The organism is Massilia niabensis (genome assembly GCF_042655085.1).
In the GTDB taxonomy this organism is placed as follows: domain Bacteria; phylum Pseudomonadota; class Gammaproteobacteria; order Burkholderiales; family Burkholderiaceae_D; genus Telluria; species Telluria niabensis.
This window is the reverse complement of the sequence record NZ_JBHSMU010000009.1, coordinates 70,113-96,519: the sequence shown is the minus strand read 5'-3', so window position 1 is coordinate 96,519 and position 26,407 is coordinate 70,113. Positions and strand designations below refer to the sequence as shown.

The window sequence follows — 26,407 nt, the reverse complement described above, 5'->3', positions numbered from 1 at the left end:
GATGACCCGTGCCGAAATGGATGCGCTGGGCTGGGACTCGTGCGACGTCATCCTCGTGACGGGCGACGCCTACATCGACCATCCGAGCTTCGGCATGGCGCTGGTCGGGCGCCTGCTGGAGGCCCAGGGGTATCGGGTGGGCATCATCAGCCAGCCTGACTGGCATTCGGCCGAGCCGTTCCGCGCGCTCGGCAAGCCGAACTTGTACTGGGGCATCACCGCCGGCAACATGGACTCGATGGTCAATCGCTACACGGCCGACCGTAAAATCCGTTCCGACGATGCCTATACGCCGAACGCCGAGCCGAACAAGCGGCCGGACCGTGCGGTGACCGTCTACGCCCAGCGCGTGCGCGAAGCCTATCCGGGCGTGCCGGTCGTGATCGGTTCCATTGAAGCGTCGCTGCGCCGCATCGCCCACTACGATTACTGGTCCGACAAGGTGCGCCGTTCGGTGCTGTTCGAATCGAAGGCCGACCTGCTGATCTTCGGTAACGCCGAACGCGCGCTGGTCGACGTGACGCGCCGTATCGCCGCTGGCGAATCGATCCGCGACATCCGCGACATCCGCGGCACCGCCTTCCTGGTGCAGCCGGGCTGGCTGCCGGACGCTGAATGGTCTGAACACAATTCCACGCGCGTGGACGTGCCGGGCCGCATCGACAAGCAGCCGAACCCATATGCGATGGCGCTGGAAGACCCGACCGCCTGCGCGCTGGACAATGCCGCACCGGAACCGGCGACCAAACCCGTATTCATCATGACGCGCGAAGAGCGGCAAGCCGCCGCCCGCGAAAAGGCGATGAAAACCGTGGTGCGCCTGCCGAGTTTCGAAACCGTCAGCGAAGACCCGGTGATGTATGCGCACGCCTCGCGCGTGTTCCACCTCGAGTCCAATCCCGGCAATGCGCGCGCACTGGTGCAGTCGCACGGCGACCGCGACGTGTGGCTGAACGCGCCGCCGCTGCCGCTCGCCATGGACGAGATGGACAACGTGTATGACCTGCCGTATGCGCGCAATCCGCACCCGAGTTATGGCAAGGCCCACATCCCGGCCTGGGAAATGATCCGCTATTCGGTGAATATCATGCGCGGCTGCTTCGGCGGCTGCACCTTCTGCTCGATCACCGAGCACGAAGGGCGCATCATCCAGAGCCGCTCGGAGCCGTCGATCCTGCGCGAGATCGAGCTGATCCGCGACACGACGAAGAATTTTTCCGGCACCATTACCGACCTCGGTGGCCCAACCGCGAACATGTACCGCCTCGCCTGCAAAGAGAAGAGCATCGAGGAATCGTGCCGCCGCCTGTCCTGCGTGTACCCGACCATTTGCAGCAACCTCGGCACCGACCACAGCAAGCTGATCCAGTTGTACCGCAAGGCACGCGCGATTCCCGGCATTAAAAAAATCCTGATTGGCTCGGGCCTGCGCTACGACCTGGCCGTGCGTTCGCCCGAGTACGTGAAGGAACTGGTGACCCACCACGTGGGCGGCCTGCTGAAGATCGCGCCGGAGCACACCGAGCAGGGCACGCTCTCGAAGATGATGAAGCCGGGCATCGGCGCTTACGACGAGTTCAAGCGCCTGTTCGACAAATATTCGATCGAGGCCGGCAAGAAGCAGTACCTGATCCCGTATTTCATTGCCGCCCACCCGGGCTCGACCGACGAGGACATGCTGAACCTGGCGCTGTGGCTGAAGAAGAACAACTTCAAGCTGGACCAGGTGCAGACCTTCACGCCGACGCCGATGGCGATGGCGACGACCATGTACCACACGCGCAAGAACCCGTTGAAGAAAGTCACGGAAGACTCGGAAGTCGTGGAAACGGCGCGCAGCGGCAAGATGCGCAAGGCCCATAAAGCCTTCCTGCGTTACCACCATCCGGAGAACTGGCCGATCCTGCGCGAGACCCTGGTCAAAATGGGCCGGGGCGACCTGATCGGCAACGGCGAGCGCCACCTGGTGCCGGCCTGGCATCCGTCCGAGGGCACGGCCCAGGAAGCGGGCCCTCGCGAGACCGGGGCGCGCAGTGCACCGGGCAAGCGCCCGGGCGGCCTGCCGGCGCCCCAGCCGCACCAGATCGCGGCGAATGCGAAGCGCAAGCCGGAACGCCCGGCAGCAGCGGGCGGGCGGGGCGCGGTCGCGGCACCCGAGCGCGCGCGGCCATCGATCCTGGCGACCATCAAGACCAAGCCGAAGGCGCCGCGCAAGTAACTGTCGTGGCGGCCATCGGGCCGTTAGCTGGTAAACAAGAAAAAGCCGGGCCATGCATGCATGGCCCGGCTTTTTTTTTGCCTCTTTCCTGTTCCGTTTGCTAGTTGTTGCGCATGGACGACGCAACATTGCCTGCAAAGCAAGCCGCAGTTGTATTCGATACCGAGAGTCAGTACTAAAACGAACAATCTCGCAGTCTGGCTGGACCAAAGCGTGTAATATAAGTTCTTTAAAGAAATATTTATTGTATTTTACGCAGTATTTATCGACGAGCTGTCGATCATCATGAGGTCCGCGCGCAGCTTATTACGGCCGCCCGCCCACGAGGAACACGCAGTGATTGAACTTCACACTTACATGCTGGCGGTCGGCATCGGCAACCTGTCGTTTGCCCTGCTGATGGCCGCCTACATGGGCAGCACCACGCCGACGCCGGGACTGCGCACCTGGATGTGGGCGCGCCTGGCCTTTGGCGCCACCCAGTTGCTGGCCTACGCGCGCCCGGACACCGGCATGACGGTCCTGGCCGTGATCGAGTCGGCCGGCTGGACTGCCGGCCTCACGCTCGAGGTGGCGGCCTACGCCAGCTTTTTCGGCTACCCGCAACTGCGCCGCCATCTTCTCCCGGTCTCCAGCCTGGCCTTGCTGCTGGCCTGCGCGGCGCCGACGGCCGGCTTCGGCCAGCCCCAGCTGATGGCCGTGGTGTCGACCGTCATGGGTGTCGGTTCCCTGTTGGTGGGCGCCGTGCTGCTGCACCCGCGGCTGCCGGAAGCGACCTCGCTGCAACGCCTGATTGGTGCCAACGATGCCGTTTTCGGCGGCGCGCTGGCGCTATGGGGGGTGATTGCGATGCTTGACGCCGCGCCGGCGCCCTGGCTGCAGGTGCTGGCTTATGTTGCCGGCTACATGCTCCTGATCGTCAACGGTTTCGGTTTCCTGTTGATGAGCAAGGAGCGCGACGACGCGCGCATGGAACGCCTGGCCACCACCGACGACCTGACGGGATTGCTGAACCGCCGCGCCTTCTTCGCGCGCGCCGATGCGGCGCGCATGCTGGCGCAGCGCCAGGGCCAGCCGATCGCGCTGCTGATGCTCGATATCGACCATTTCAAGCAGATCAACGACCGCTTCGGCCACGCGACTGGCGACGAGGCATTGCTGAAGTTTTCCACCGCCTGCTGCGCCACCCTGCGCGAATACGACATCCTGGGGCGCCTGGGCGGCGAGGAATTCGCGCTGGTGCTGCCCGATACCGGCCTGGCCGGCGCGCACGGGGCGGCCGAGCGCCTGCGCCAGGAGGTGATGAAAACCTGCGTGCTCACCTGCGGCAACCACTACACGATGACGGTCAGCATCGGCCTGGTCGTGATCGACCCGGAGGAAGACCTGCCATCGGCACTGGCGCGCGCCGATCATGCGCTGTACCAGGCCAAGCATGCGGGACGTAACCGGGTGGAGGCCGATATCGGGCTGCGCCGCCACGCCTGAGGCGCTCCCAAAATTACTATCCGGCAGGGACCAGGCTCGCAATCAGCTCCTGCACGGCCTGCAACGGGGCCGGTTTGGTGAGGTGGTGGTCGAAGCCCGCTTCGCTCGAGCGCAGACGGTCGCTTTCGGTTCCCCATCCGGTCAGGGCCACCAGCAGCATGCCTTCCAGTCCCGGTGTCCGGCGCAGAGCGCTGGCGGTTTCATAGCCGTTCAGGCCCGGCATGCCGATATCGAGGAAGGCGACCTGGGGCAGGAATGCTTTGGCCGCCGCCAGTGCGGCAATGCCGTCGTGGGCGACCTGCGTCGTGTGGCCGCTGACCTCGAGGATCATCGACAGGGTCAGGGCCGCGTCCACGTTGTCGTCCACCACCAGCACGCGCACGCCCCCTGGCTGGGCCGGCACCGCGCCGCCATCCGGCTTGCCGGCCCCAGGGCCCTCCAGCTCCCTGCTGGCCAGCGGCAGCCTGACCTCGAAGGTGCTGCCGCGGCCCGCGCCGGCACTCGCCGCCGTGACCGCGCCGCCGTGCATTTCGACCAGGCGGCGCACCAGCGACAGCCCGATACCGAGGCCACCCTGCGCCCGTTCCATATGGCGCTCGACCTGCTTGAACATATCGAAAATGCTGGTCAGGGAGTCCGCCGGGATGCCGACCCCGGTGTCCGACACCGTGATGACGGCGCTGGCGCCGTCCTGGCGCAGCGCCAGGGCGATCCGGCCGCCGCTTGGGGTGTACTTGGCTGCATTGTTCAGCAGGTTGGCCACGACCTGGGCGATACGGGTGACGTCGGCGTCGACCATCAAGGGGCTGTCCGGCACATCGATCTCCAGGCGGTGCTGGCCGGCTTCGACCAGCGGCAGGCTGGTTTCCACCGCGCTAGCGAGCAGCGCCTTGAGGTCGGCCCGTTCGCGCTTGAGTTCGAGCTTGCCGCCGCTGATGCGGGCAATGTCGAGCAGATCGTCGATCAGGCGCACCATATGGCCGACCTGGCGCTCCATCATTTCCCGGACCCGCGACACGGTGGCCGCGTTGTGGCCGGTCAGGCGCATCACGCCGAGCCCGCTGCGGATCGGCGCCAGTGGGTTGCGCAGTTCGTGCGCCAGCGTGGCCAGGAACTCGGTCTTGCGGCGGTCCGCCTCCGACAGGTCCGCCGCCAGCCGGCGCAGCTGCTCCTCTGAGCGCCTGCGTCCCGTGATATCGGTGAACAGCAGCGCCACCTTGTGGCTGCCGGGCTCCCCGATGGGCGTGGCGTAGACGTCGAACCAGCGCCCGATTGCCGCGGCTTCGCTCTCGAAGCGCACCGCTTTGCCGCTCAGGGCCACCTGGCCATAGGTGTCAAACCAGAAGCGGTCCAGGGTTGGGGCCACTTCGCGCGCCGTCTTGCCGTTCGCGTCCACCAGGCCCGTGTGGCGCTCGAACATGGCGTTCATTTCGAGGAAGCGGTAGTCGAGCGCCCGGTTGTCGTCGTCGAAGATCATTTCGAGGATGGCGAAGCCCTGGTCCATCGACTCGAACAGGGTGCGGTAGCGTTCCTCGCTGGTGCGCAGCTTTTCGGCGGCCTGCCGGCTTTCCGAGGTGTCGAGCACGATCGCCACCAGGCCCTGGTACTCGCCGGCGGGGCCGCGCAGGGCGTTGACGCTGGACGTGGCCGGGATCGAGCGCCCGTCCTTGTGGCGGTAATGCTTGTCGATGACGAAGCCCGGCCCGCCCCGGATCAGGCCAGCCACCGCGTCGACGCTCGCCGCCAGCTCTTCGGAGGCGGTCACCTCGGCCACGGTCTTGCCGGTCAGCTCGGCTTCGGTGTAGCCGAGCATGTCGCAATACTTCTGGTTGACGAGGGTGATGCGGCCCTGCGGATCCATCTCGACTACGCCGGTGGCGGCCTGGCCGACGATCTTGGCAAAGCGTTCCCGGCTCTCGAAGAGCTTGAGCTCGGCCCGCTTGCGGTCGGTCTGGTCGACGCCATGGACGAGCAGGCCGGTAATCGTGCCGTCCGCATCGCGCAGGGCGGTGAACACCAGCTCGATGAAGCGTTCTTCCAGCGGCGCACCGGGATGGCGCTGCAGCATGATGGGCATGTCGGTGCCGGTGAACGGCTCGCCGGTCCGGTAGACCTCGTCGAGCAGCTCGATGAAACCCTGGCCCTCGACTTCCGGCAGCGCATCGCGCACGGCCTGGCCGACCAGGTCGCGGTTACCGACCAGTTGCAGGTAACGCTCGTTGATCAGCTCGAAGACATGATCCGGCCCATCGAGCACGCACATGAAGGCGGGCGCTTGGCGGAAGATGTCGGCCATGCGCGCGTTGGCGACCTGCAGCTCCTTGAGCAGGCGTTCGCGCTGCATCTCGGCCTCGTGCGCCACCGTCACGTCGCGCGAGACGGCCAGCAGGTTGTGGACCTCGCCGTCGTCGCCATGCACCGCGGTGACCACGACTTCCCACCAGCGCGGCGAACCCTTGGCGGTCGGGCAGAAGGCTTTTACCTGCCCGGTGCCGCCCGCCTGCGCGAGCGCGACCGCCGCGTCGATCCCGGCCTGGCTTTCCTGCGGCCAGAACGAGCGCCACACGGCGCCGGAAAAGGGCCTGAAGTCGTCGATCTCCATGGCGCACATGCCGTTCCTGTTCATTGCCAGGACGGCGCCCTCATTGCTGAGCAATTTTACGCAGTCGGGGCTGCTCTCGAAGAGTTGCAGGCCGAGGGCGTTGGTGTCGATGACAGGAGGGGGAGTGCGGTTTTGCTGCATGGGACACGTTTTTCAGGTTGCGCCTGCGAAAAGGCCAGGTGGCAAACAAGATGGATGAGCGGCCTGCGAGCTTACGCGATTTCCGGATAGGGTGCTCCGGCACACGTCTGTGCAGTAGCGAGGGGGCGGAGCTAGCGGAAGGAACTTGAATTGAGAAAAGAAAAAGGGCCCGACGAATCGGACCCTTTTTCTTTGATGCTGGCGGAGCGGACGGGGCTCGAACCCGCGACCCCCGGCGTGACAGGCCGGTATTCTAACCAACTGAACTACCGCTCCGTTTTTACTGATCGGTTCTTCGATAAAACTGAATCTGGTGGGCGCTGAGAGGCTCGAACTCCCGACCTAATCCTTGTAAGGGATCCGCTCTACCAACTGAGCTAAGCGCCCCGCTCACTGTATTCAGTTTCATCCGACGCTTGTCAGTGCGTCTGAAGAGGCCCGAATCATAGCGTATGGCTCCGCGAATGTGCAAGGGTTTTTCCGAAAAAATATGCGAAACAGGTTGAGAGCGCTGGCCCGCGACCCATTGACGTACATCAAACGCTTGACCGGTCTCAACAACAGGCTGCGTCGGCACCGCATACAATTCTGAAATGACTTCCTGATGACGGATGCTGACCAAACTTAAGCAATCCTTAGGCCGCGCATTGAAGCGGCCTTTTTTACGCCTGCACGGCGTCGCAATGTCCTGCCTTATACACAAAGTAAGCATTGTTGTGACGATGATAATGAAAGGCAGCCGCAGGATATTTGGCGTCAATACATAGTTTTCAAACAAACGATGTTTTTGTTAATTCGGCCGTATAAAACGTTGCTAAATTGCCTCACTCGATTAGAAATTCCCAGCGTGCATTTTTTTTCCGCAGTACATTTTCTGAGCCGCCTGTCGAGGGCACACTGGATCAAAAAACCGGTGACCATAAAACAAGGCATACCGCCTTGACGGAAAACTACACAACGAAGGGCATAACATGAAGTCGATGGATTCGATTCACCCGAGTTTGTTGAAAGTCGCAGTCGCAGTCTCCATTGCCACCGGCACCCTGGGTTTCGCACAGGCCGCCGGCATCGCTCCCGAAGTCCAGGCAGCGGGCACCTCGCAATACATCCTCAGCACCGACCGCCTGATCGTGAAGTACAAGGATTCGGGCTCGGCCGTCTTCAAGGGCCAGGGCACGCCAGCCATGACCGCCGCGCGCCAGTCGGTCGCCGACCGCGCCGGCCAGGAATTCGGCATGACGCTCAAGGCGCTGCGCACGACCGCCACCGGCGCGCACGTGTTGAAGATCAGCCGCAAGGTATCCGTCAAGGAAGCCGAAGCGCTGGCGAAGGAACTGATGGCACGCGACGCTTCCGTCGAATATGCCGAGCCTGACCGCATCCTGCGCAAGATGGCCACCCCGACCGATCCGATGTACACGCAGCAGTGGCACTACTTCGAAGCGACCGGCGGCCTGCGCCTGCCGGCAGCCTGGGACACGACGACCGGCACGGGCGTGCGCGTTGCCGTCATCGATACCGGTATCCGTCCGCACGCCGACCTTTCCGGCCAGATCCTGGCCGGCTACGACTTCATCTCGGACACCACCATCGCCAATGACGGGGGCGGGCGCGACAGCGATGCCTCCGACCCGGGCGACTGGACCGCCGCGGGCGAGTGCGCCGCCGGCGAGCCGGCATCGGGCTCGAGCTGGCACGGCACCCACGTGGCCGGCACCATTGCCGCCGCGACCAACAACGGCACCGGCGTGGCCGGCGTTGCCTACGGCGCCAAGATCGTGCCGGTGCGCGTGCTCGGCAAGTGCGGCGGCTACACCTCCGACATCGCCGACTCGATCATCTGGTCCTCGGGTGGCGCGGTCACCGGCGTGCCGAACATCGCAGCCCGTGCGCAAGTAATCAACATGTCGCTCGGCGGCGGCGGGGCCTGCGGCACCACCACCCAGAACGCGATCAACAGCGCCCGTTCGCGCGGCACCGTCGTCATCGTCGCAGCGGGTAACGAGAACATGAACGCCAGCAACTCGAACCCGGCCAACTGCGCCGGCGTCGTGACCGTGGCGGCGACCAACCGCAACGGCGCCCGCGCTCCGTACTCGAACTACGGCACCGTGGTCGACGTCGCCGCACCTGGCGGCGACGCCAACGGCTACATCATCTCGACGCTCAACGCCGGCACCAGCACGCCGGCCGCGGACAACTACGCCGGTTACCAGGGCACCTCGATGGCGACCCCGCACGTTGCCGGCGTCGCTGCCCTGATGCTGGCCCGTAACGCGGCGCTGACACCGGACGAGATCGAATCGAAGCTCAAGAGCACGGCACGTCCGTTCCCGGGCACCTGCACGAGCTGCGGTACCGGTATCGTCGACGCGACGGCTGCCGCGGCCTCCGCGACCACGAGCACGCCGACCGCGCCGACCGCCAACGAGGTCGAGTCGAACAACACGATCTCGACCGCGAACGCCGTCAGCACCACCGGTACGGTCGTCAACGGCAACCTCGGCACCACCACCGACACCGACTACTTCGTGGTCCAGCTGCCGGCCGGCAAAACCCTGACTGCGACGCTGACCCAGGGTTCGACCACCAACGACTACGACCTGTACATCTACAACAGTGCAGGCACGCAGTTGGCCACCAGCCAGAACGGCGCCGGCGCGACCGACACCGCTTCGGTGTCGAACACGACCACCGCTACTTCGGCCCGCTACGTGCGCGTGCGCTACTACAGCGGCGGCACGGGTGCCACCAGCGGCAAGTACAGCCTGAAACTGAGCTGGTAATTGCTGCTGCGGCAGTGAAGTAAAACGGACGCGCGGCTTGCCGCGCGTCTTTTTTTGTCGAGGCCGAACCCTTGCACCAAACTTCAATTGACGAGATACTGTACGGAATTACAGTAGTCGGCCCCGGCCGCCGCCCGAGTGAACGTCCCCGCACGTAAAATCATCCATTGCGATTGCGACTGCTTCTATGCGTCGGTCGAGATGCGCGACGATCCGTCCCTGCGCGGGCGTCCGCTCGCGGTCGGCGGCCGCCCCGACCAGCGCGGCGTGGTGGCCACCTGCAATTACGAGGCGCGGGTCTTCGGCATCCACTCGGCGATGGCCACCGCCCAGGCCATGAAGCTGTGCCCGGGGCTGCTGGTGATCCCGCCAGCGATGGAAAAATACCGGATCGCCTCGCGCCAGATCATGGAGATCTACAGCGACTACACGGACCTGGTCGAGCCGCTGTCGCTGGACGAAGCCTACCTCGACGTGTCGAATTCGCCGCACTGCAAGGGCAGCGCGACCCTGATCGCCCAGGAAATCCGGCGCCGCATCTTCGAGACCGTCGGCATCACGGCTTCGGCCGGCGTGGCGCCGAACAAGTTCGTCGCTAAAATCGCCAGCGACTGGAACAAGCCCGACGGGCTGTTTCTCGTGCGGCCGGAAGAAGTCGACGCCTTCGTGTCGGCGCTGCCGGTGAAAAAACTGCACGGCGTCGGCAAGGTCACGGCGGCCAAGCTGAACAAGCTGGGCGCCCAGACCTGCCTCGACCTGCGCGGCTGGACGATGCAGGAGCTGCAGCACCACTTCGGCAGTTTTGGTGCGCGCCTGCACGACTTGTGCCGGGGCATCGACAACCGTGAGGTCAGTCCCGAACGCGAGCGCAAGTCGATCAGCACCGAGGAAACCTATACCCCGGACGTGCCGGACCTGGCCGCCTGCCTGGCGCTGCTGCCCGACTTATATGAACACCTGCTCGGGCGCATCAAGCGCAACGCTGCCGAAAAATTCATCAACAAGCTGTTCGTGAAGATCAAGTTTTCCGACTTCCAGCAGACCACGGTCGAGTGCGTGGGCTTTTCGCCACACCTGCCGACCTTTGCCCGGCTGATGGAAACCGGCTGGCAACGCGCCAGCCGCCCGGTACGCCTGCTTGGCGTCGGGGTGCGCCTGGGCGACACCGAACATGTCGAGCAGCTCAGCCTGTTTGACGAACGGACAACACATTAAATTGTTGTCCGTTGCCACGCGAAAATACTGCGACATCAGCGTGTAGAATGTCGTTCCCCTGAAATACTGAGACAACAGAAAGCAACTATGTGGTTCAAGAATCTTCAGATTTACCGCCTGCCCGCGCCATGGGCCTTTACCCCTGAACAGATGGAAGAGGCGCTCGCGCCCCTGGCCTTCACGCCGGCCAACAGCAACGAACTGCTGCGCCAGGGCTGGGATACGCCGCGTCCGAATGGCGGCCTGGTCCACGTCGTGAACAAGCAGATGCTGCTCATGCTGGGCACGGAAAAGAAGCTGCTGCCGGGCTCGGTGATCACCCAGGTAGCCAAGGCGCGTGCTGCCGAGATGGAAGAGCAGCAGGGCTTCCCGCCAGGCAAAAAGGCGATGAAAGAACTGAAGGAGCGCGTGGCCGACGAACTGCTGCCGCGCGCATTCACGATCCGCAGCAACACCTGGACCTGGATCGACCCGGTCAACGGCTGGCTGGTGGTCGATGCCGCCAGCCCGGCCAAGGCCGATGACGTGGTGAAACTGCTGCTCAAAGCCGTCGACCGCATGCCGCTCGAATCGCTGCGCGTGCAGCGCTCCCCGGTGGCCGTGATGACCGGCTGGCTGGAATCGGATGAGGCGCCGTACAACTTCACGATCGACCAGGACACCGAACTGCGCGCCACCGGCGAAAGCCGCGCCGCCGTGCGTTACGTGAAGCATTCGCTCGACCCGGAAGATATCCGCCGCCATATCGCCGCCGGCAAGCAGTGCACGCGCCTGGCCATGACCTGGAACAGCCGCGTGAGTTTTGTGCTGACCGAATCGCTGGCGATCAAGGGCGTCAAGCCGCTGGACGTCATCAACGAAGGCGGCGCCGTTACCAACAGCGACGACGAGCGTTTTGATAACGACATGATGTTGATGACGGGCGAGCTGTCGAAGATGCTGGCCGACGTGGTGGATTCGCTGGGTGGGGAAGCGAAGGCGTAACAAGCCTTCACGCTCACACGAAACGGGTCCCAAACGGGACCCGTTTTCGTTTCTACGTCACTTCGCCCCCGCCACCTCATCGCTGGTTGCCGGCTCCTCGCTCTTCCCATCCGTATACGTCGCGCCCTGGCGGTTCTGGTGCGGCGCCGGCTTGCCCTGCATCGGCGGCAAGGCCTTTGCACGCTCGAGGTCGATGCCGGCAATCTCGGCCACGCGGCGGCCGTAGTCCTCGTCGCAATGCCACAGGTGCCATACCATGCGCAACTGGATCGGTTCCGGGCATCCCTTCAAATCGCCGCCGACGTTGTTGACCAGCTCGTCGCGCTCCCAATCCTCGAAGGTGCGGTAGCGGTCGCCTGCCTGCTTGTAGTCGCTGCGCGTGTTGGTCGTCTGGTATCGGCCAAGGTGGCCTTCCACATGCTGGTGGTAGTCGCGCCGGGGTTGCGGTGCTTCCTGCGTGCCCCCCATCAGGCTCGGCTCGTAGTTGATGTGCTTGTTCTCGCCGCTGTCGTCCACGTAATAAGTCATCTGGCCGTCGCGCTGGTTGGTGCGCGGGCGTGCCTTTTCCTGCGGCGCATTGATCGGCAACTGCAGGTAGTTCGGCCCGACGCGATAGCGCTGGGTGTCGGAGTAGGACAGCGTGCGGCCCTGCAGCATCTTGTCGTCAGAAAAATCGATGCCGTCGACCAGCACGCCGGTACCGAAGGCCGACTGCTCGGTTTCCGCGAACACGTTGTCCGGGTTTTTATCCAATACCATGCGCCCCGCCGGCAGCAGCGGGAACTGGTCTTCCGGCCAGCGCTTGGTGTCGTCCAGCGGGTCGAAGTCGAGCTCGGGATGTTCGCCGTCGGCCATGATCTGGATGCAAAATTCCCACTCCGGATAGTCGCCCCGTTCGATCGCCTGGTACAGGTCGCGCGTGGCGTGGCTGGTATCGTGCGCCTGGATTTCAGCGGCCTGCGCGGCGGTGAGGTTGCGCACGCCCTGGCGCGGCTGCCAGTGGAAGCGCACCAGGTGGGCCACGCCTTCGTCATTGATGAGCTTGTAGGTGTTGACGCCCGAGCCTTCCATCTCGCGGTAGTTGGCCGGGATGCCCCATGGGCTCTTCACCCAGGTCACCATGTGCAGCGCTTCCGGGGAATTCGCGACGAAATCGTAGAAACGCCACGGCTCCTGCTGGTTCGTCACCGGGTCGGGTTTGAAGGCATGGATCATGTCCGGGAATTTAATGGCGTCCCGAATGAAAAACACTTTCAGGTTGTTGCCGACCAGGTCCCAGTTGCCCTCGACGGTTTTCAGCTTGACGGCAAAGCCGCGCGGGTCGCGCGCCGTTTCCGGCGACTCCTTGCCGCCGATGACGGTCGAAAAACGCACGAAGGTGGGTGTTTGCACCCCCACTTCGGTGAGTACTTTTGCGCGCGTGTATTTGGATGCTGGTTCGTCGCCGATCTTGCCGTAGGCTTCGAAATAGCCGTGGGCGCCGGTGCCGCGTGCGTGGACGACGCGCTCGGGAATGCGCTCGCGGTCGAAATGGGTGATCTTTTCGATGAACTGGTAGTTTTCCAGCGTGGCCGGACCACGCTCGCCGACGGAACGCAGCGACTGGTTGTCGCGCACAGGATGGCCCTGGCGTGTAGTCAGGATGGGACGGTCGGACATGGGGGACTCTCCTCTCTGTTCACGGGAGAGAAAAGTATAGAAAGTTTAGCGCCAGGGCAGCGCTCTGCTGCCCTGTGGAATTTTTATTTGATTCTTTTGAGCTTATTTGCTCACAGCGCCTTTTACAGCGGTTGGAACACGCCGGCGGCGCGGTTCTTCGTCACGTTGTCCCACGCAAAGACCTGACCATTCATGCCCACGTACACGCCGGGGGGGAGGGTCTGCGCCACGCCGCAGGCAAAGCCGAGGTTGAAGAGGGCGTCCGAATTGGCGATCTCGTAGGGGATCATGGCGCCGGTGAGCACGATCGTTTTGCCGAGCGCGGCCGCGCCGAGGACGGCGGCGGTGTCGGGCATGGTGTCGGTGCCGTGGACGATGACGATCGCGGTCTCGGTCGCCGCCTGGCAGGCTTCCAGTATGCGCTGGCGGTCGGCGTCCTGCATGTCGAGCGAGTCGAGCAGGGGCAGCAGCTGAAGCTCGACCGGAATGGTCATGCGGGCGCGGCCAATCACTGCCGGCAAATGGCTTTCGGCAAAGCCAAGCACGCCTGTCAGCTCGTTATAGTGTTTGTCGAAGGTGCCGCCGGTGGCGATGAGTCGCAGAGTCATGTCGGTTTATACACGCAGTTAAAAAAAGGTGGGTAATGATAGCCGCATTCGGTAGTGTATCCATATGTGACTGCGCTAGAATCATCCGGATCGGATGAGTAGACTGATCTTTTCTCAGGGCATTGCCCCATCGAATTCCCATGAAAGCCGTAGCTCCAGGAACCGTTATTTTCCACCGTCATCGCGGGTATGGCGTGATCACCCACGTCAACCTGCTGACCGGCTGGATCTCCGCCCGCTTCGGCAACGAAGCGCGCACGCTCGACCTCAACCTCTCGACCGACGAAGTCCAGCACGCCGATGGCGAACCGATCCTTTTTCGGCGCGCCCCGCCGGACCGCATGCCGCACGCGCGCCTGATGGCCGCGGTGCGCGAGCTGCACAAGGCGGGCTACCAGAAGCTGTATCTGTATTCGTGGCCGAAGCCGTCCGGGCTGCACTGGCGCTGGCACCTGTTCACCGGGCAGCGCAACTGGATGCAGCGTTCGTGGCGCGAGGGCTGGTACGGTTCGGGCGCCGAGTACAACAACAATCCGGTGATGGGCTGGGGTGACTTGCCCGGCGCCACCACCGAAGAGCTGATCCACGCACTGGCGAAGTTCGATCCGCAAGGGCTGGCCCAGGCGCTCGGCCGCGACGAAGACCACACCATCTGGTTCGCCGACGTCTGTGATGCCCTGCTGCCGGGCTACATGTACAGCCTGAATACCGAGCGGCCTGCCGGCGGCGGACTGATCGAGGCGCCACCGGTGCCCGTGGTCCCTGTGCGCGCCGGCTTGCCCGCGTATGCCGGGCCGGCGATCGGCTGGCCGCCGGGCTGGGCGGGATTGTGGACGCGGTCGCACGTGATGCCGGCGCGGAGGATCAATCTGACGGGTGAGCCGGAGTTGCGTTGATTCGTGCTTCGGCCTGCAAAACCCTATACCGTAGGGTGGACGGCTCCGCCGTCCACGCGTTCAACCATCGTACGAGAGGTCGCGACATATGACCGGGCCGATCGAATGTGCGTTGAACGCGTGGACGGGAGACCCGTCCCCTACGTCCCTAACGCTTCAGGATTGAGAATATTCGTCGGCGTCCCCGCCGCGAAATTCGCCACGTTCTCGAACGCCGCCCGGAAATACATCTCGTAGCTGTCCTGCTCGACATACCCCAGGTGCGGGGTTGCCAGCACCGTCGGGATGCGCAGCAGCGGCGCATCCGCCGGCAACGGCTCGTCCATGAACACGTCCAGCGCCGCCGCCCCCGGCCGCCCGGCGCGCAGCGCCGCCTCCAGTGCCCCGGCTGCCACCAGTTCCGCGCGGCTGGTGTTCACAAACAAGGCATCCGGTTTCATGCGCGCCAGGTCCTCAGCGGTGACGATGCCGCGCGTGGCGTCGGCCAGGCGCAGGTGCAGGCTCAGCACGTCGGCTTCGGCAAAGAACGCTTCGCGCGACGGCGCCGCCTCGAACCCGTCGGCCACGGCCGCTTGGCGCGTGGCGTCGCTGCCCCAGACCAGCACCCGCATCCCGAAGGCCTTGCCATACCCGGCCACGATCCTGCCGATTTTCCCGTAACTCCAGAGCGCCAGCGTGCGCCCGTGCAGGGACCGCCCCAGGCCGTTGAGCTGGGGGTTGGTCGAGGCCATCTGCCACACTCCCTCCTTCAGGTTGTTCGCATAGGGCACGATCTTGCGGCTGGCCGCCATGATCAGCGCCCAGGCCAGCTCGGCGGGCGCCACGGGCGAACCCGTTCCTTCGGCAATCGCGATGCCGCGCGCCGTGGCCGCCGCCACGTCGATGTGCCCGCTCACCTTGCCGGTCTGCGAGATCAGCTTCAGGTTGGGCAGCTTCGTTAAAAGGGCCGCCGGCAAGCTGGTCCGCTCGCGGATCAGGACCAGGGCATCGTAGGGCGCCAGCCGGATTGCCAGCTGGCCAAGTCCACGCGCGAAATTGTTGAACACTTTGACCTCGTGACCGTCCAATATTTTGTAACAGTCGAGGGCCGGTATGGCGTTCTGGTAATCGTCGAGAATGGCTATTTTCATCGAAGTTGAGCGAAGTTATTGATGAGCACGTAAAAGAATAACGGGTTTCCCAAGGATCGGAGTAGCCCACTACAAAAGTCAACTATATTTCCTACATTTTTAGACCTGAAGCGCTTGTATCGGAGTTTGGCAGGTGTACAATCGCCCGAATATTAAGGGTTTGACACCATCAAAGTGTATATCAGACCCGTTACATTTCGTTCCATGGCGCCTCGCCAGCGAGGCCGTCGACACGACCGCCGTAACGCCGCTCCCCATGCAGCCTGGAGCCGCGACGATCCTGCCGTGCCGGGACAAGACAGAATTCTTAATTGGCATTGGAGGTACCATGAATCAGCCCGTGATGGGCGGCGTCGCCGCACTGAACGTTCCCGCTTACATCAAGCACCAGAAGCTCATCAATTGGGTCGCGGACATCGCCGCCCTGACGAAGCCCGACGCCATCTACTGGTGCGACGGCTCGGAAGAAGAGTACGACCGCCTGTGCGCACTGATGGTCGAGGCGGGCACGATGAAGCGCCTCAACCCTGAAAAGCGCCCGAATTCCTACCTGGCCCAGTCCGACCCGTCGGACGTGGCCCGTGTCGAAGACCGTACGTATATTTGCTCGGCCACGAAGGAGCAGGCCGGCCCGACGAATAACTGGACGGACCCGGCCGAGATGCGTACGACGCTCAATGGCTTGTTCGACGGCTGCATGGCCGGCCGCACGATGTACGTGGTGCCGTTCTCGATGGGCCCGCTGGGTTCGCCGATCGCCCACATCGGCGTCGAGCTGTCCGATTCGCCGTATGTTGCCGTCAACATGCGCATCATGACGCGCATGGGCAAGGCCGTCTATGACGTGCTGGGCGCCGACGGCGAGTACGTGCCGTGCGTGCACAGCGTCGGTATGCCGCTGACCAACGGACAGAAGGATGTCGCCTGGCCGTGCAACAACACCAAATACATCGTCCACTACCCGGAAACCCGCGAAATCTGGTCCTTTGGCTCGGGCTACGGCGGCAACGCACTGCTGGGTAAAAAATGCTTCGCACTGCGCATCGCCTCGAACATGGGCTACCAGGAAGCGCAACAGGGCGGCACCGGCTGGCTGGCCGAACACATGCTGATCCTCGGCGTCGAATCGCCTGAAGGCAAAAAGCAATACGTCGCGGCAGCCTTCCCGTCGGCCTGCGGCAAGACCAACTTCGCCATGCTGATCCCGCCAGGCTCGTTCAACGGCTGGAAAGTCACTACCATCGGCGACGATATCGCCTGGATCAAGCCGGGCGCCGATGGCCGCCTGGTCGCGATCAACCCGGAAGCGGGCTACTTCGGCGTGGCCCCGGGCACGAACGACAAGACCAATTCGAACTGCATGTCCTCGCTGCGCGAAAACGTCATCTTCACCAACGTCGCGCTGACCGACGACGGCGACGTCTGGTGGGAAGGCATGACGAAAGAAGCGCCCGCACACCTGATCGACTGGCAAGGTAAAGACTGGACCCCGGCCTCGGGCACCAAGGCCGCCCACCCGAACGCGCGCTTCACCGTCGCCGCCACCCAGAACCCGGTGATCGACCCGGCCTGGGACGACCCGGCCGGCGTGCCGATCTCGGCCTTCATCTTCGGCGGCCGCCGCTCGACCACCGTGCCGCTGGTTACCGAAGCGGCCGACTGGACGCAAGGCGTGTACATGGCCGCGACGATGGGTTCGGAAACGACCGCCGCCGCCGCCGGCCAGATGGGCGTCGTGCGCCGCGACCCGTTCGCGATGCTGCCGTTCATCGGCTACAACATGAGCGACTACTTCCAGCACTGGCTGGATCTTGGCAAGAAAGTCGAAGCGCAGAATCCGGCCGCGCTGCCAAAGATCTTCTGCGTCAACTGGTTCCGTACGGACGAGTCCGGCAACTTTGTGTGGCCGGGCTATGGCGACAACATGCGCGTGCTGAAGTGGATCCTGGACCGTTCGCAGGGCCAGGCCGAGGGCGGCACCCAGCACCTGTTCGGCACCTCGCCGAACTACAGCGACCTGAACTGGGAAGGCATCGACTTCACCGAAGAGCAATTCAAGCAGATCACCTCGATCGACAAGGACGCCTGGGTTGAAGAGCTCAAGCTGCACACCGAGCTGTTCGAGAAGCTGTCCTATCACCTGCCGCAAGAGCTGGTGGCGACCAAGCAGAAGCTCGAGCAGCAGCTGGGTTAATCCGTTTCTGAGGAGGGGCCGGCGCTTGATGGCGCCGTGCCATGAAAAGGGCGAAGCCGTGTGGCTTTGCCCTTTTTCTTTGGATGGGGTTTTCGTAGGGTGGGCCGGTCCGCTGTAAGATTGAACAGCAAAAATGTGCTTGACCCTCACGCAAGGTCAGCCTTCAGGCTGTGATCACGTTGAAGAAAAAAGGAAGTCCGATGCTGCTGAAAATTGGCGAACTGGCGAAACGTACCGGCCTCACCGTACGCACGCTGCACCACTACGATGCGCTCGAGCTGCTTTCTCCTTCGGCGCGCTCCGATGCCGGCTACCGGCTCTACAACCAGACAGACATCGCCAGGCTGCACCGCATCCTCGCCCTGCGCCGTTTCGGGTTGTCGCTGGCCGACATCGGGGCCTATCTCACCAGACCCGACCTTCCCCTCGCCGCGGTTGTTGCGCGGCAAATCGAAATGCTGAACCAGCAGATCGAACAGGCGAGCGTCCTGCGTGGCCGGCTGTCCCGGCTGCACGGGCAGCTGGCCGGAGGGCAGGAGCCGGATCTGGCCGACTGGCTGACTACCCTGGAGCACATGAGCATGTACGACAAATATTTTACGCAAGACGAACTGAAGCAATTACCGCTGTACACCGATTCCGCAGCACGATCGCAGGAGTGGAAGAGTCTCGTGGCGCAAGTGGACGCGCTGATGGCGTCCGGCGTCAGCCCGCTCGACGAGCGCGCACAGGCCCTGGCGACGCAGTGGATGACGAAAGTCGTGCGCGACACCGCCGGCAATCCGGTCCTGTTCAACAAGTTGAACGCGATGCACGAACGCGAGCCGTCCGTGCAGGACGAGACTGGCATCACGCCCGCGATGATGGGTTTCGTGATCGCCGCCGCGTACGAGGCACGGTGCGCCATCTACCGCGCCTACCTCGATGACGACGAGTATGCGTTCCTGCGGGCGAACATCGGCAAGCGCAGCGCCGAATGGCCCGCGCTGGTCGCGCAGGTGCGAACCGCAATGGACGAAGGGAAGGCACCCGGTTCGCCGGAAGTGCAGGCGCTGGCGCGCCACTGGTTCGACCTGTTCCGCTCGTATGCCGGCGACAACCCGGCGACCCAACTGAAGATTCGCCAGGCGCTCGAGAACGAGCCGGCGCTGACCGCCACCGGCTGGGTGGATGCGCCGATGCGCGCGTTCATGCGGGCAGCGATGGAGACGTCGCAGGCGAGCCAGGCGGCTTAGCACGCCTCCCCATGGCGTCAATTTGACCGTTCAGCCCGCCGTATGGCCGACACCGCGGGCCATGGCCGCCGCAAAGATCGGGATCAGCGCGAAGACGTGGATCTCGATCAGCAACAGGCGGCGCAGCCTGCCGATTTCGGCCAGCGGCGGCACGAAGGCGGCATCGGCCTTGGTGCCTTTTTGCCAGGCGGCGATGCGCCGGGTCGGCTCGATCGATAGCAGGCCGACGATGCCGAAGGCGATGATCTTGGCCCAGAACGCATGGTTGGCCAGGTAAAAATCCGCTCCCTTGGCGCCGTACCAGACGCGGATGAAACCGGCGGCCAGGATGGCCAGCGCCAGCAGGCCGTAGGCGGCATCGAAACGCCCGAGCAGGCGCACCGTCTGCGGCGAGATGGCGGCCGGACGCATCAGCGCAAGTTCGGCGGCCAGTACGGCGGCGAGGCCGAAGACGAGCAGGTGGTGGACGATGGCAAGCGCAAGGTCGGTCATGCTGGGCTGCTCCCCGATGGAGTGGAACGAATGTACCATGCCACTGCTGCCCGCTGTCAAACTGGCGCCCCCCTGTCGGCCCGTGGATTAGGCTTTTCCTTGCCCATTACTCGATGGAGGAACGCGTCATGAATGCGACCATGAAACAACTCGTTGCGACTTCGTTTGCCGCGCTGTTGGCAGGAACGGCCGGCGCGGCCCTGGCCCAGGTCGGCTCGGCGAAACAGGCCGCTACACCCGGTACCGCGCGCAATCAGGAAGAGATGAAAGACGCGGTCACGCACGTCAACAAGGCAGTCCAGGTCGTGCAACAGATGCAGGCGACGCCCGAGATGCGCGCCTTGCTGCAGCGCTCGAAAGGCGTGTTCGTGGTGCCCGATTACGGCAATGCCGCGCTCGGCATCGGCGCCCGCGGCGGCGCCGGCGTGCTGTTGGTACGCCAGGGCGATACCTGGAGCCATCCGACTTTCTACAATTATGGCGGCGTCAGCATCGGGCCGCAGGTCGGCGCCGAAGCCGGGGCCATTGCCTTCGTGCTCAACGATCAGAAAGCGCTCAACAGCTTCGCGCAAAACAACAAGTTTTCCCTGAACGCCGACGCCGGCCTGACGCTGGTGGACTGGTCGAAGAAAGGGGCGGGCGCCGCCGGCTGGGGCAATATCACCGCCTGGGCCGACACCGAGGGCCTGTTCGGCGGTGCGGCCCTGAGCGTGGCCGACGTCGATTACGACGAAGACGAAACCTCGGCCTATTACGGACGCCAGGTCGCCGCACGCGATGTCCTGTCGGGAAAAATCAGCAATCCCCAGGCAGCCAGCTTGCGCCAGGCCCTGGCCGATGCCTCGTCCGGCAAGGGGGCATCAAGCATGGGCAGCAGCGGCACGCGCGGCACGACCTCGGGCAGCGGGGATAGACGGAAGGATGCGGAGACGGAGCGTAGCCGTTAAGCATTGCGGCCTGCGTCACCCCGGAACAAAAAAAGCAGAGCCTCGGCTCTGCTTTTTTTACGTTGAAGCCGGCTTACTGCACCAGCAGCGGTCCCAGGTACTTGCCCGTCACGCTCTCCGGGTTCTGCGCCACTTCTTCCGGCGTGCCGGTCGCGACGATCCTGCCGCCGCCGGCGCCGCCTTCAGGACCCAGGTCGACGATCCAGTCCGCCGTCTTGATCACATCGAGGTTGTGCTCAATGATCGCCAGCGTGTTGCCCTGGTCGCGCAGGCGGTGGATGACTTTCAGCAGCAAGTCGATGTCGGCGAAGTGCAGGCCGGTGGTCGGCTCGTCCAGGATGTACAAGGTACGCCCCGTGTCGCGCTTGGACAGTTCCAGCGACAATTTCACGCGCTGCGCCTCGCCGCCAGACAGGGTGGTGGCGCTCTGGCCCAGCTTGATGTAGCCGAGGCCGACATCCAGCAAGGTCTGCAGTTTGCGCGCAATCACCGGCACCGGCTTGAAGAACTCGTGCGCGTCTTCCACCGTCATCTCCAGCACTTCGGTGATGCTCTTGCCCTTGTAGTGCACTTCCAGCGTTTCGCGGTTATAACGCTTGCCGTGGCAGACATCGCAGGGCACGTACACGTCCGGCAGGAAGTGCATTTCGACCTTGATCACGCCGTCGCCCTGGCAGGCTTCGCAGCGGCCGCCCTTGACGTTGAACGAGAAGCGGCCGGCCGAATAGCCGCGTTCCTTGGCGGTCGGCACGGTCGAGAACAGGTCGCGGATCGGCGTGAACAGGCCGGTGTAAGTCGCCGGGTTCGAGCGCGGGGTGCGGCCGATCGGCGCCTGGTCGACGGAAATGACCTTGTCGAAGTGTTCCAGGCCGTAGATCGCGTCGTGCGGCGCCGGTTCCGTCTGCGAGCCGTACAGGTGGCGCGACAGCGCCGGATACAGCGTGTCGTTGATCAGCGTCGACTTGCCGGAACCCGAGACGCCCGTGATGCACGTCATCAGCCCCACCGGCAGCTTCAGGGTCTCGCCTTTTAAATTGTTGCCGGTGGCATTCGTGATCAGCAGCTGGCGCTCCGGGTTGGCCGGCGTGCGTTTCTTCGGCACCACGATCTTGCGGCGGCCATCCAGGTACTGCGCGGTGATCGAGTGCTCGTTCGCCATGATCTGCTCGAGCGTGCCTTCGGCGATGATCTGGCCGCCGTGCACGCCGGCGCCCGGACCCATGTCGACGATGTAGTCGGCGGTGCGGATCGCGTCTTCGTCGTGCTCGACCACCAGCACGCTGTTGCCGATGTCGCGCAGGTGCTTCAGGGTGCCGATCAGGCGGTCGTTGTCGCGCTGGTGCAGGCCGATCGACGGCTCGTCGAGCACGTACATCACGCCGGTCAGGCCGGAACCAATTTGCGAGGCCAGGCGGATGCGCTGGGCTTCGCCGCCAGACAGGGTGTCGGCGCTGCGGTCGAGCGACAGGTAATCGAGGCCGACGTTGTTCAGGAATTTCAGGCGCGCGATGATTTCCTTGATCACGCGCTCGGCGATGTCCTTCTTGGCGCCGGTCAGGACCAGGGTCTCGAAGAATTCCAGCGTGTCGCGCAGGGGTTTATCGGACACCTCATAAATGGCGCGCTGCTGCGCTCCCTGGCCAATCTTCACGAAACGCGCTTCGGTGCGCAAGCGCGCGCCGTCGCAGGACGGGCATTTCTTTTCGTTGATGAATTTTGCGAGTTCTTCCTTCACCGCCATCGAATCCGATTCGCGGTAACGGCGCTGCAGGTTGTTCACCACGCCCTCGAAGGTGTGCTCGCGAATCACCGTGCGGCCGCGCTCGTTCACATAGGTGAACGGGATCGACGACTTGCCGGAACCGAACAGGACGGCGTCCTGCGCGTCTTTCGGCAATTGCTCGAAAGGCTTGTCGAGGTCGAATTCGTAATGGGCCGCCAGGTTCGTCAGCATCGTGAAGTAAAACTGATTGCGGCGGTCCCAGCCCTTTACCGCGCCCGAGGCCAGCGACAGGTTCGGGAAGGCGACGATGCGCTTCGGGTCGAAGAACTCGATGTGGCCGAGGCCGTCGCACTCCGAGCAGGCGCCCATCGGGTTATTGAACGAGAACAGGCGCGGCTCGAGTTCCTGTAGCGAATAGCCGCAGACGTTGCACGCGAACTTGTTGGAGAACACGGTCGCCTGCTCGGTGTCCATCTCGAAGGCGACGGCGCGGCCATCGGCCAGGCGCAATGCCGTCTCGAAGCTCTCGGCCACGCGCTGCTTGATCTCGGGATTGACCTTGATGCGGTCGATCACCACGTCGATCGAGTGCTTTTCCGTCTTTTTCAGTTTCGGCAGGTCGTCGATCTCGACGATCCGGGCCGGGGCGACGCCGCTCTGGACGCGGAAACGGACAAAGCCCTGCGCCTGCATTGCCGCGAACAGGTCGGAATGTTCCCCTTTGCGGCCGGCGACGACCGGCGCCAGGATCATCAGTTTCGTGCCTTCCGGCATGGCCAGCACGGCATCGACCATCTGCGAGACAGTTTGCGCAGCCAGGGGCTCGTGCGGGTGCTGCGGGCAATACGGCGTACCCACGCGTGCGTACAGCAGGCGCAGGTAATCGTGGATTTCGGTGACGGTGCCCACCGTCGAGCGCGGATTGTGCGAGGTCGCTTTCTGCTCGATGGAAATGGCCGGCGACAGACCTTCGATCAGGTCGACGTCCGGCTTTTCCATCAGCTGCAGGAACTGGCGCGCGTAGGCCGACAGCGATTCGACGTAACGGCGCTGGCCTTCGGCATACAGGGTGTCGAAGGCGAGCGAGGACTTGCCGGAGCCCGACAGGCCGGTGATGACGATCAGCTTGTTGCGCGGCAGGTCAAGATTGATGTTCTTGAGGTTGTGCGTGCGGGCACCACGAATTCGAATTTCTTCCATTAAGGTTGGCAGGCTTTCAATAAGTTTGTGCGGATCCGCGCACGATACTGTCGCGGTGAGCAAGAAAAACAGGGGGAATCTGCTAGTTTAGCGCGTTTTTGTTTCGGCTGTACATTTGTCCAGTGGTTTCTGTACCAGCGATGCCAGCCTGTCATGCCCCGAAAATGCAGCGTTCCCACCTATGTGGGCTGCATCGGGCGCCGTTCAATGACAAACTGTTCAGGACCTGCAAATAAATTTGAGAAATGATGGGCCGGGGGCGTAGCTGGCTGGAATTTCCGGGAAGTGCCACATTTATGGCAGCGAAAACGTGCTTTTTTGTCCCCTCAAAAGTGCTTTTCTCGCGCGCCGCTCAGCCTCATAATAGCGTGCTGAATCACCACAGTTCCCTGGCGCTTAGTCACGTGCAGAGCCAGGGCTCACACCACCTGAAGGAGTCACACCATGGCATCAGTCAACAAGGTCATCATCGTCGGCAACCTCGGCCGCGATCCGGAAATCCGCTACATGCCGAGCGGCGACGCCATCGCGAACATCGCGGTCGCCACCTCGTTCAAGTCGAAGGACAAGAACACGGGCGAACAGAAAGAGCTGACCGAATGGCACCGCATTTCGTTCTTCGGCCGCCTCGCCGAGATCGTCGGCCAGTACCTGAAGAAGGGTTCGTCGGTCTACGTCGAAGGCCGCCTGCAGACCCGCAAGTACACGGATAAGGACGGCATCGAGCGCTACGCAACCGACATCATCGCCGAGAACATGCAGATGCTGGGCGGCCGTTCGGGCATGGGCGGCGACAGCGGCGGCATGGATGACGGCGGCGGCTACGAGCCACAGCAGCAGCAACAGCGCCCGGCCCCGCGCCAGGCACCACCGGCCCCGGCAGCCCGTCCGCAGCCACAGCGCCCGGCGCCGAACTTCTCGGATATGGATGACGATATCCCGTTCTAAGCAACGGAACCGGAATCGACAGCAACGCCTTGCAAGTCTGCCTTGCAAGGCGTTTTTCTTTGCCGCCCGGATGCGTGCATGCTTCTCCGCCCCGGCTTTGCCATGCGAGGTAGCTTGTTACAAAGCGCGATATTTGATGGCCAAAAAACACGTATATTAGGCGCTCTAAATTTCCTGTAGGAACATCCGAGATGAGCCGACGTACGTGCGCTACTGCCTTGTCATTCGCCATTGCCCTGTTGTCAGGCTGCGGGGGCGGTGGGGGAGGTGGAGCGCCCGTGCCGCCCCCGGTCGCGCCCCTTCCTCCTCCGCCGCCGGTCGCCCCGACGCCACCGCCACCGCCGCCCGCGGCATTCGCCGTCGTGTCCACCCAGCCGGCGGACGGGGAGACCGCCGTGTCGCGCAGCGGCAAGGTTGCCGCCACCTTCAACACGGCCCTCGATCCCGCCACGGTGACTGCGTCCAGTGCCCAGCTTTTGGGTCCGCTAGGCAACGCCTTGCCGGGTATGGCGTGGACCGCCGGTAGCGAGGTCAGCCTGGCGCCCGCCCTTCCCGCGCTTCCCGGCGGAACCAGGTTCACGATGAGTTTCGCCTCCAGCATCCGCGACAAGGACGGCCGCCTGTTGAACGCGCCGACCACCCGCTCGTTCACCACCGCGCAGCAAACCTGGGGCGCGGTCAGCCAGGTGGCAACGATGCCGTATTTCACTGGGGGCAACGCGCCGGCGGTGGCGATCGACAGGGCGGGCAATGTGACCGCCGCCTGGCGCCACCAGGTCAACGGTCTCGCCACCGGTTTCGTCAGCCGGATGAATGCCCAGACCGGCGCCTGGAGCGCCCCGGTGGTTTTCGATACCGCCGAGGACGTGTTCAGCGACGTCGGCGGCATGCAAATGTACTCGGACGCCAACGTGCACACCTATCTCGTGTGGTCCACCTACAGGAGCGGGACGTTGACCCGGAAGATGGCGCGTTTCATGCCTGAAACGGCCGTGTGGGAACGCCTCACGCCGTTCGCCGGCGCGCCGGCGGGAACGGCCGCAGGGGCACGGGTGTTCGCGGTCGACGGCATGGGCCGCCTCACCGTGGTGGTGGAATCGGCCACCCGCAGCCTGTTCGGCACCCGCTTCGATCCGGCGTCCGCCACCTGGAGTGCGCCCCAGGAAATCACCAAGCCAGGCGAAGCGAGCGCCATGATGAACCTGCAGCTGGTGGTCGACGCAGCCGGCAACAGCACGCTCGCCTGGGCCGATCGCGGCAGTGTCGATCCCGGCATGAAGGTGGCGCGTTTCAACGTCCAGACCGGTACGTGGAGCGCCCCCGTCAAGCTTGACGACAACGTGACCCACCGCCCGTTCGCGCTGGCCGCCGACACCCTGGGCGGCGCGACGCTGGCCTGGATCCACGGCGGCATGATCATGGACGTTCCCTACATTGCGGCCGCGCGCTTCGACACGGTCGCCGGCAAGTGGAGCGAGGCCGTCCGCGTCAGCGCCGACATCGACGCGCTTGGCGCCGCCAGCCCCAGCGTGGTGGCGGATGCTGCCGGCATCGCGACGGTCGTCTGGACCCAGTCCAGGGGTATTTATAGCGCGCGATCAAGCCGCCAGACGTCTATGTGGGCGCCAGCCGCACGGATCGGCAGGGCGCCGCCGGGCAGTGTCAGCTATGCCCTGAGCGCCGACATCGCCGGCAACCTCATGTTGCTGTATCCCGACGAGGGGCAGCCGATGGCCATCCGGTTCGGCGCCACCGAGGCGCAATGGGGCGCGCCGGCCGCCATCGGCAAGCTGGAGGGCGCCGAAAACGTGTTCGCCAACGACGTGATCAGCGTGATCGATGCCACCGGCAACCTGACCGCCGTTTGGCAGGCCTGGGTGTCCGTGGGGGGCACGCCCCGCTATGTCGTGGCGGCCAACCGCTATCGCTAGGCCCTGCGTA

General features: G+C 64.0%; 17 protein-coding genes and 2 tRNA genes. 11 read left to right on the top strand and 8 right to left on the bottom strand.

All coding sequences use genetic code 11. From position 1 onward, the window contains the following. Window position 1 precedes the first annotated feature (1 nt). The gene (locus tag ACFPN5_RS08540) at window positions 2-2,218 is read left to right on the top strand and encodes a YgiQ family radical SAM protein (protein WP_379783099.1); all 2,217 of its coding nucleotides are present in this window, start codon (window positions 2-4) and stop codon (window positions 2,216-2,218) included. A gap of 336 nt (window positions 2,219-2,554) precedes the next feature. Further along, window positions 2,555-3,706, top strand: coding sequence for a GGDEF domain-containing protein (locus tag ACFPN5_RS08535; RefSeq protein WP_379782114.1), 1,152 nt, complete (start codon window positions 2,555-2,557; stop codon window positions 3,704-3,706). A gap of 16 nt (window positions 3,707-3,722) precedes the next feature. Here ACFPN5_RS08535 and ACFPN5_RS08530 read toward each other — a convergent pair whose 3' ends face one another. From ACFPN5_RS08530 to ACFPN5_RS08520, 3 genes are all read right to left on the bottom strand, one after another. After that, complete coding sequence (locus ACFPN5_RS08530) at window positions 3,723-6,449, bottom strand: PAS domain-containing hybrid sensor histidine kinase/response regulator (RefSeq protein WP_379782112.1); 2,727 nt, start codon at window positions 6,447-6,449, stop codon at window positions 3,723-3,725. Window positions 6,450-6,648: 199 nt separating this feature from the next. Next, a tRNA-Asp gene (locus ACFPN5_RS08525) sits at window positions 6,649-6,725 on the bottom strand. 35 nt (window positions 6,726-6,760) lie between these two features. After that, window positions 6,761-6,836: transfer RNA gene (locus ACFPN5_RS08520), tRNA-Val, on the bottom strand. Between the two features lie 584 nt (window positions 6,837-7,420). Here ACFPN5_RS08520 and ACFPN5_RS08515 point away from each other — a divergent pair. The 3 genes from ACFPN5_RS08515 to ACFPN5_RS08505 all read left to right on the top strand — a co-directional run bounded on the left by ACFPN5_RS08515 (window position 7,421) and on the right by ACFPN5_RS08505 (window position 11,434). Next, on the top strand, window positions 7,421-9,235 hold the full coding sequence (locus ACFPN5_RS08515) for a S8 family peptidase (protein WP_379782110.1): 1,815 nt from the start codon (window positions 7,421-7,423) through the stop codon (window positions 9,233-9,235). Between the two features lie 138 nt (window positions 9,236-9,373). Continuing rightward, window positions 9,374-10,450 carry a DNA polymerase IV gene (gene dinB / locus ACFPN5_RS08510; RefSeq protein ID WP_379782108.1) on the top strand — a complete coding sequence of 359 codons (1,077 nt, stop codon included), beginning with the start codon at window positions 9,374-9,376 and terminating at the stop codon, window positions 10,448-10,450. Between the two features lie 87 nt (window positions 10,451-10,537). Continuing rightward, window positions 10,538-11,434 carry a recombination-associated protein RdgC gene (locus tag ACFPN5_RS08505; RefSeq protein WP_379782105.1) on the top strand — a complete coding sequence of 299 codons (897 nt, stop codon included), beginning with the start codon at window positions 10,538-10,540 and terminating at the stop codon, window positions 11,432-11,434. Window positions 11,435-11,491: 57 nt separating this feature from the next. On the opposite strand, the gene ACFPN5_RS08500 is transcribed toward ACFPN5_RS08505, so the two are convergent. After that, the gene (locus tag ACFPN5_RS08500; protein ID WP_379782103.1) at window positions 11,492-13,093 is read right to left on the bottom strand and encodes a catalase; all 1,602 of its coding nucleotides are present in this window, start codon (window positions 13,091-13,093) and stop codon (window positions 11,492-11,494) included. 122 nt (window positions 13,094-13,215) lie between these two features. Then, window positions 13,216-13,701 (bottom strand): asparaginase domain-containing protein, encoded by a 486-nt coding sequence (locus ACFPN5_RS08495; RefSeq protein WP_379782101.1) that lies wholly within the window; start codon window positions 13,699-13,701, stop codon window positions 13,216-13,218. Window positions 13,702-13,841: 140 nt separating this feature from the next. Between ACFPN5_RS08495 and ACFPN5_RS08490 the strand changes: the two genes are divergently transcribed. Continuing rightward, window positions 13,842-14,597, top strand: coding sequence for an L-asparaginase (locus ACFPN5_RS08490; protein WP_379782099.1), 756 nt, complete (start codon window positions 13,842-13,844; stop codon window positions 14,595-14,597). Between the two features lie 140 nt (window positions 14,598-14,737). On the opposite strand, the gene ACFPN5_RS08485 is transcribed toward ACFPN5_RS08490, so the two are convergent. Then, window positions 14,738-15,727: a D-2-hydroxyacid dehydrogenase family protein gene (locus ACFPN5_RS08485; protein ID WP_379782097.1), complete on the bottom strand. Its 990-nt coding sequence runs from the start codon at window positions 15,725-15,727 to the stop codon at window positions 14,738-14,740. A 328-nt stretch (window positions 15,728-16,055) separates the two neighbouring features. Here ACFPN5_RS08485 and ACFPN5_RS08480 point away from each other — a divergent pair, with 328 nt between their 5' ends. Further along, on the top strand, window positions 16,056-17,921 hold the full coding sequence (locus ACFPN5_RS08480; protein ID WP_379782095.1) for a phosphoenolpyruvate carboxykinase (GTP): 1,866 nt from the start codon (window positions 16,056-16,058) through the stop codon (window positions 17,919-17,921). Between the two features lie 200 nt (window positions 17,922-18,121). Then, the gene (locus ACFPN5_RS08475; RefSeq protein WP_379782092.1) at window positions 18,122-19,156 is read left to right on the top strand and encodes a MerR family transcriptional regulator; all 1,035 of its coding nucleotides are present in this window, start codon (window positions 18,122-18,124) and stop codon (window positions 19,154-19,156) included. A 30-nt stretch (window positions 19,157-19,186) separates the two neighbouring features. On the opposite strand, the gene ACFPN5_RS08470 is transcribed toward ACFPN5_RS08475, so the two are convergent. Next, window positions 19,187-19,648, bottom strand: a complete 462-nt coding sequence (locus tag ACFPN5_RS08470; RefSeq protein WP_379782090.1) for a DUF2214 family protein — start codon at window positions 19,646-19,648, stop codon at window positions 19,187-19,189. 140 nt (window positions 19,649-19,788) lie between these two features. Between ACFPN5_RS08470 and ACFPN5_RS08465 the strand changes: the two genes are divergently transcribed. After that, a complete protein-coding gene (locus ACFPN5_RS08465) occupies window positions 19,789-20,595 on the top strand; it encodes a lipid-binding SYLF domain-containing protein (protein ID WP_379782088.1) in 807 nt (268 codons plus the stop codon). A 73-nt stretch (window positions 20,596-20,668) separates the two neighbouring features. Here ACFPN5_RS08465 and uvrA read toward each other — a convergent pair whose 3' ends face one another. Then, the gene (gene uvrA / locus ACFPN5_RS08460; protein ID WP_379782086.1) at window positions 20,669-23,518 is read right to left on the bottom strand and encodes an excinuclease ABC subunit UvrA; all 2,850 of its coding nucleotides are present in this window, start codon (window positions 23,516-23,518) and stop codon (window positions 20,669-20,671) included. A 444-nt stretch (window positions 23,519-23,962) separates the two neighbouring features. Between uvrA and ssb the strand changes: the two genes are divergently transcribed. Both ssb and ACFPN5_RS08450 read left to right on the top strand, forming a co-directional pair. Beyond that, window positions 23,963-24,466 carry a single-stranded DNA-binding protein gene (gene ssb, locus ACFPN5_RS08455; RefSeq protein ID WP_379782084.1) on the top strand — a complete coding sequence of 168 codons (504 nt, stop codon included), beginning with the start codon at window positions 23,963-23,965 and terminating at the stop codon, window positions 24,464-24,466. 278 nt (window positions 24,467-24,744) lie between these two features. Continuing rightward, window positions 24,745-26,397 (top strand): Ig-like domain-containing domain, encoded by a 1,653-nt coding sequence (locus ACFPN5_RS08450; protein ID WP_379782082.1) that lies wholly within the window; start codon window positions 24,745-24,747, stop codon window positions 26,395-26,397. Window positions 26,398-26,407: the final 10 nt, after the last annotated feature.

Bases quoted from the DNA above. Each gene is read 5' to 3' on its own strand.
- ACFPN5_RS08540 (WP_379783099.1), top strand. From the start codon at position 2: ATGACCCGTGCCGAAATGGATGCGCTGGGCTGGGACTCGTGCGACGTC.
- ACFPN5_RS08530 (WP_379782112.1), bottom strand. From the start codon at position 6,449: ATGCAGCAAAACCGCACTCCCCCTCCTGTCATCGACACCAACGCCCTC.
- ACFPN5_RS08515 (WP_379782110.1), top strand. From the start codon at position 7,421: ATGAAGTCGATGGATTCGATTCACCCGAGTTTGTTGAAAGTCGCAGTC.
- ACFPN5_RS08505 (WP_379782105.1), top strand. From the start codon at position 10,538: ATGTGGTTCAAGAATCTTCAGATTTACCGCCTGCCCGCGCCATGGGCC.
- ACFPN5_RS08500 (WP_379782103.1), bottom strand. From the start codon at position 13,093: ATGTCCGACCGTCCCATCCTGACTACACGCCAGGGCCATCCTGTGCGC.
- ACFPN5_RS08495 (WP_379782101.1), bottom strand. From the start codon at position 13,701: ATGACTCTGCGACTCATCGCCACCGGCGGCACCTTCGACAAACACTAT.
- ACFPN5_RS08490 (WP_379782099.1), top strand. From the start codon at position 13,842: ATGAAAGCCGTAGCTCCAGGAACCGTTATTTTCCACCGTCATCGCGGG.
- ACFPN5_RS08485 (WP_379782097.1), bottom strand. From the start codon at position 15,727: ATGAAAATAGCCATTCTCGACGATTACCAGAACGCCATACCGGCCCTC.
- ACFPN5_RS08480 (WP_379782095.1), top strand. From the start codon at position 16,056: ATGAATCAGCCCGTGATGGGCGGCGTCGCCGCACTGAACGTTCCCGCT.
- ACFPN5_RS08475 (WP_379782092.1), top strand. From the start codon at position 18,122: ATGCTGCTGAAAATTGGCGAACTGGCGAAACGTACCGGCCTCACCGTA.
- ACFPN5_RS08470 (WP_379782090.1), bottom strand. From the start codon at position 19,648: ATGACCGACCTTGCGCTTGCCATCGTCCACCACCTGCTCGTCTTCGGC.
- ACFPN5_RS08465 (WP_379782088.1), top strand. From the start codon at position 19,789: ATGAAACAACTCGTTGCGACTTCGTTTGCCGCGCTGTTGGCAGGAACG.
- uvrA (WP_379782086.1), bottom strand. From the start codon at position 23,518: ATGGAAGAAATTCGAATTCGTGGTGCCCGCACGCACAACCTCAAGAAC.
- ssb (WP_379782084.1), top strand. From the start codon at position 23,963: ATGGCATCAGTCAACAAGGTCATCATCGTCGGCAACCTCGGCCGCGAT.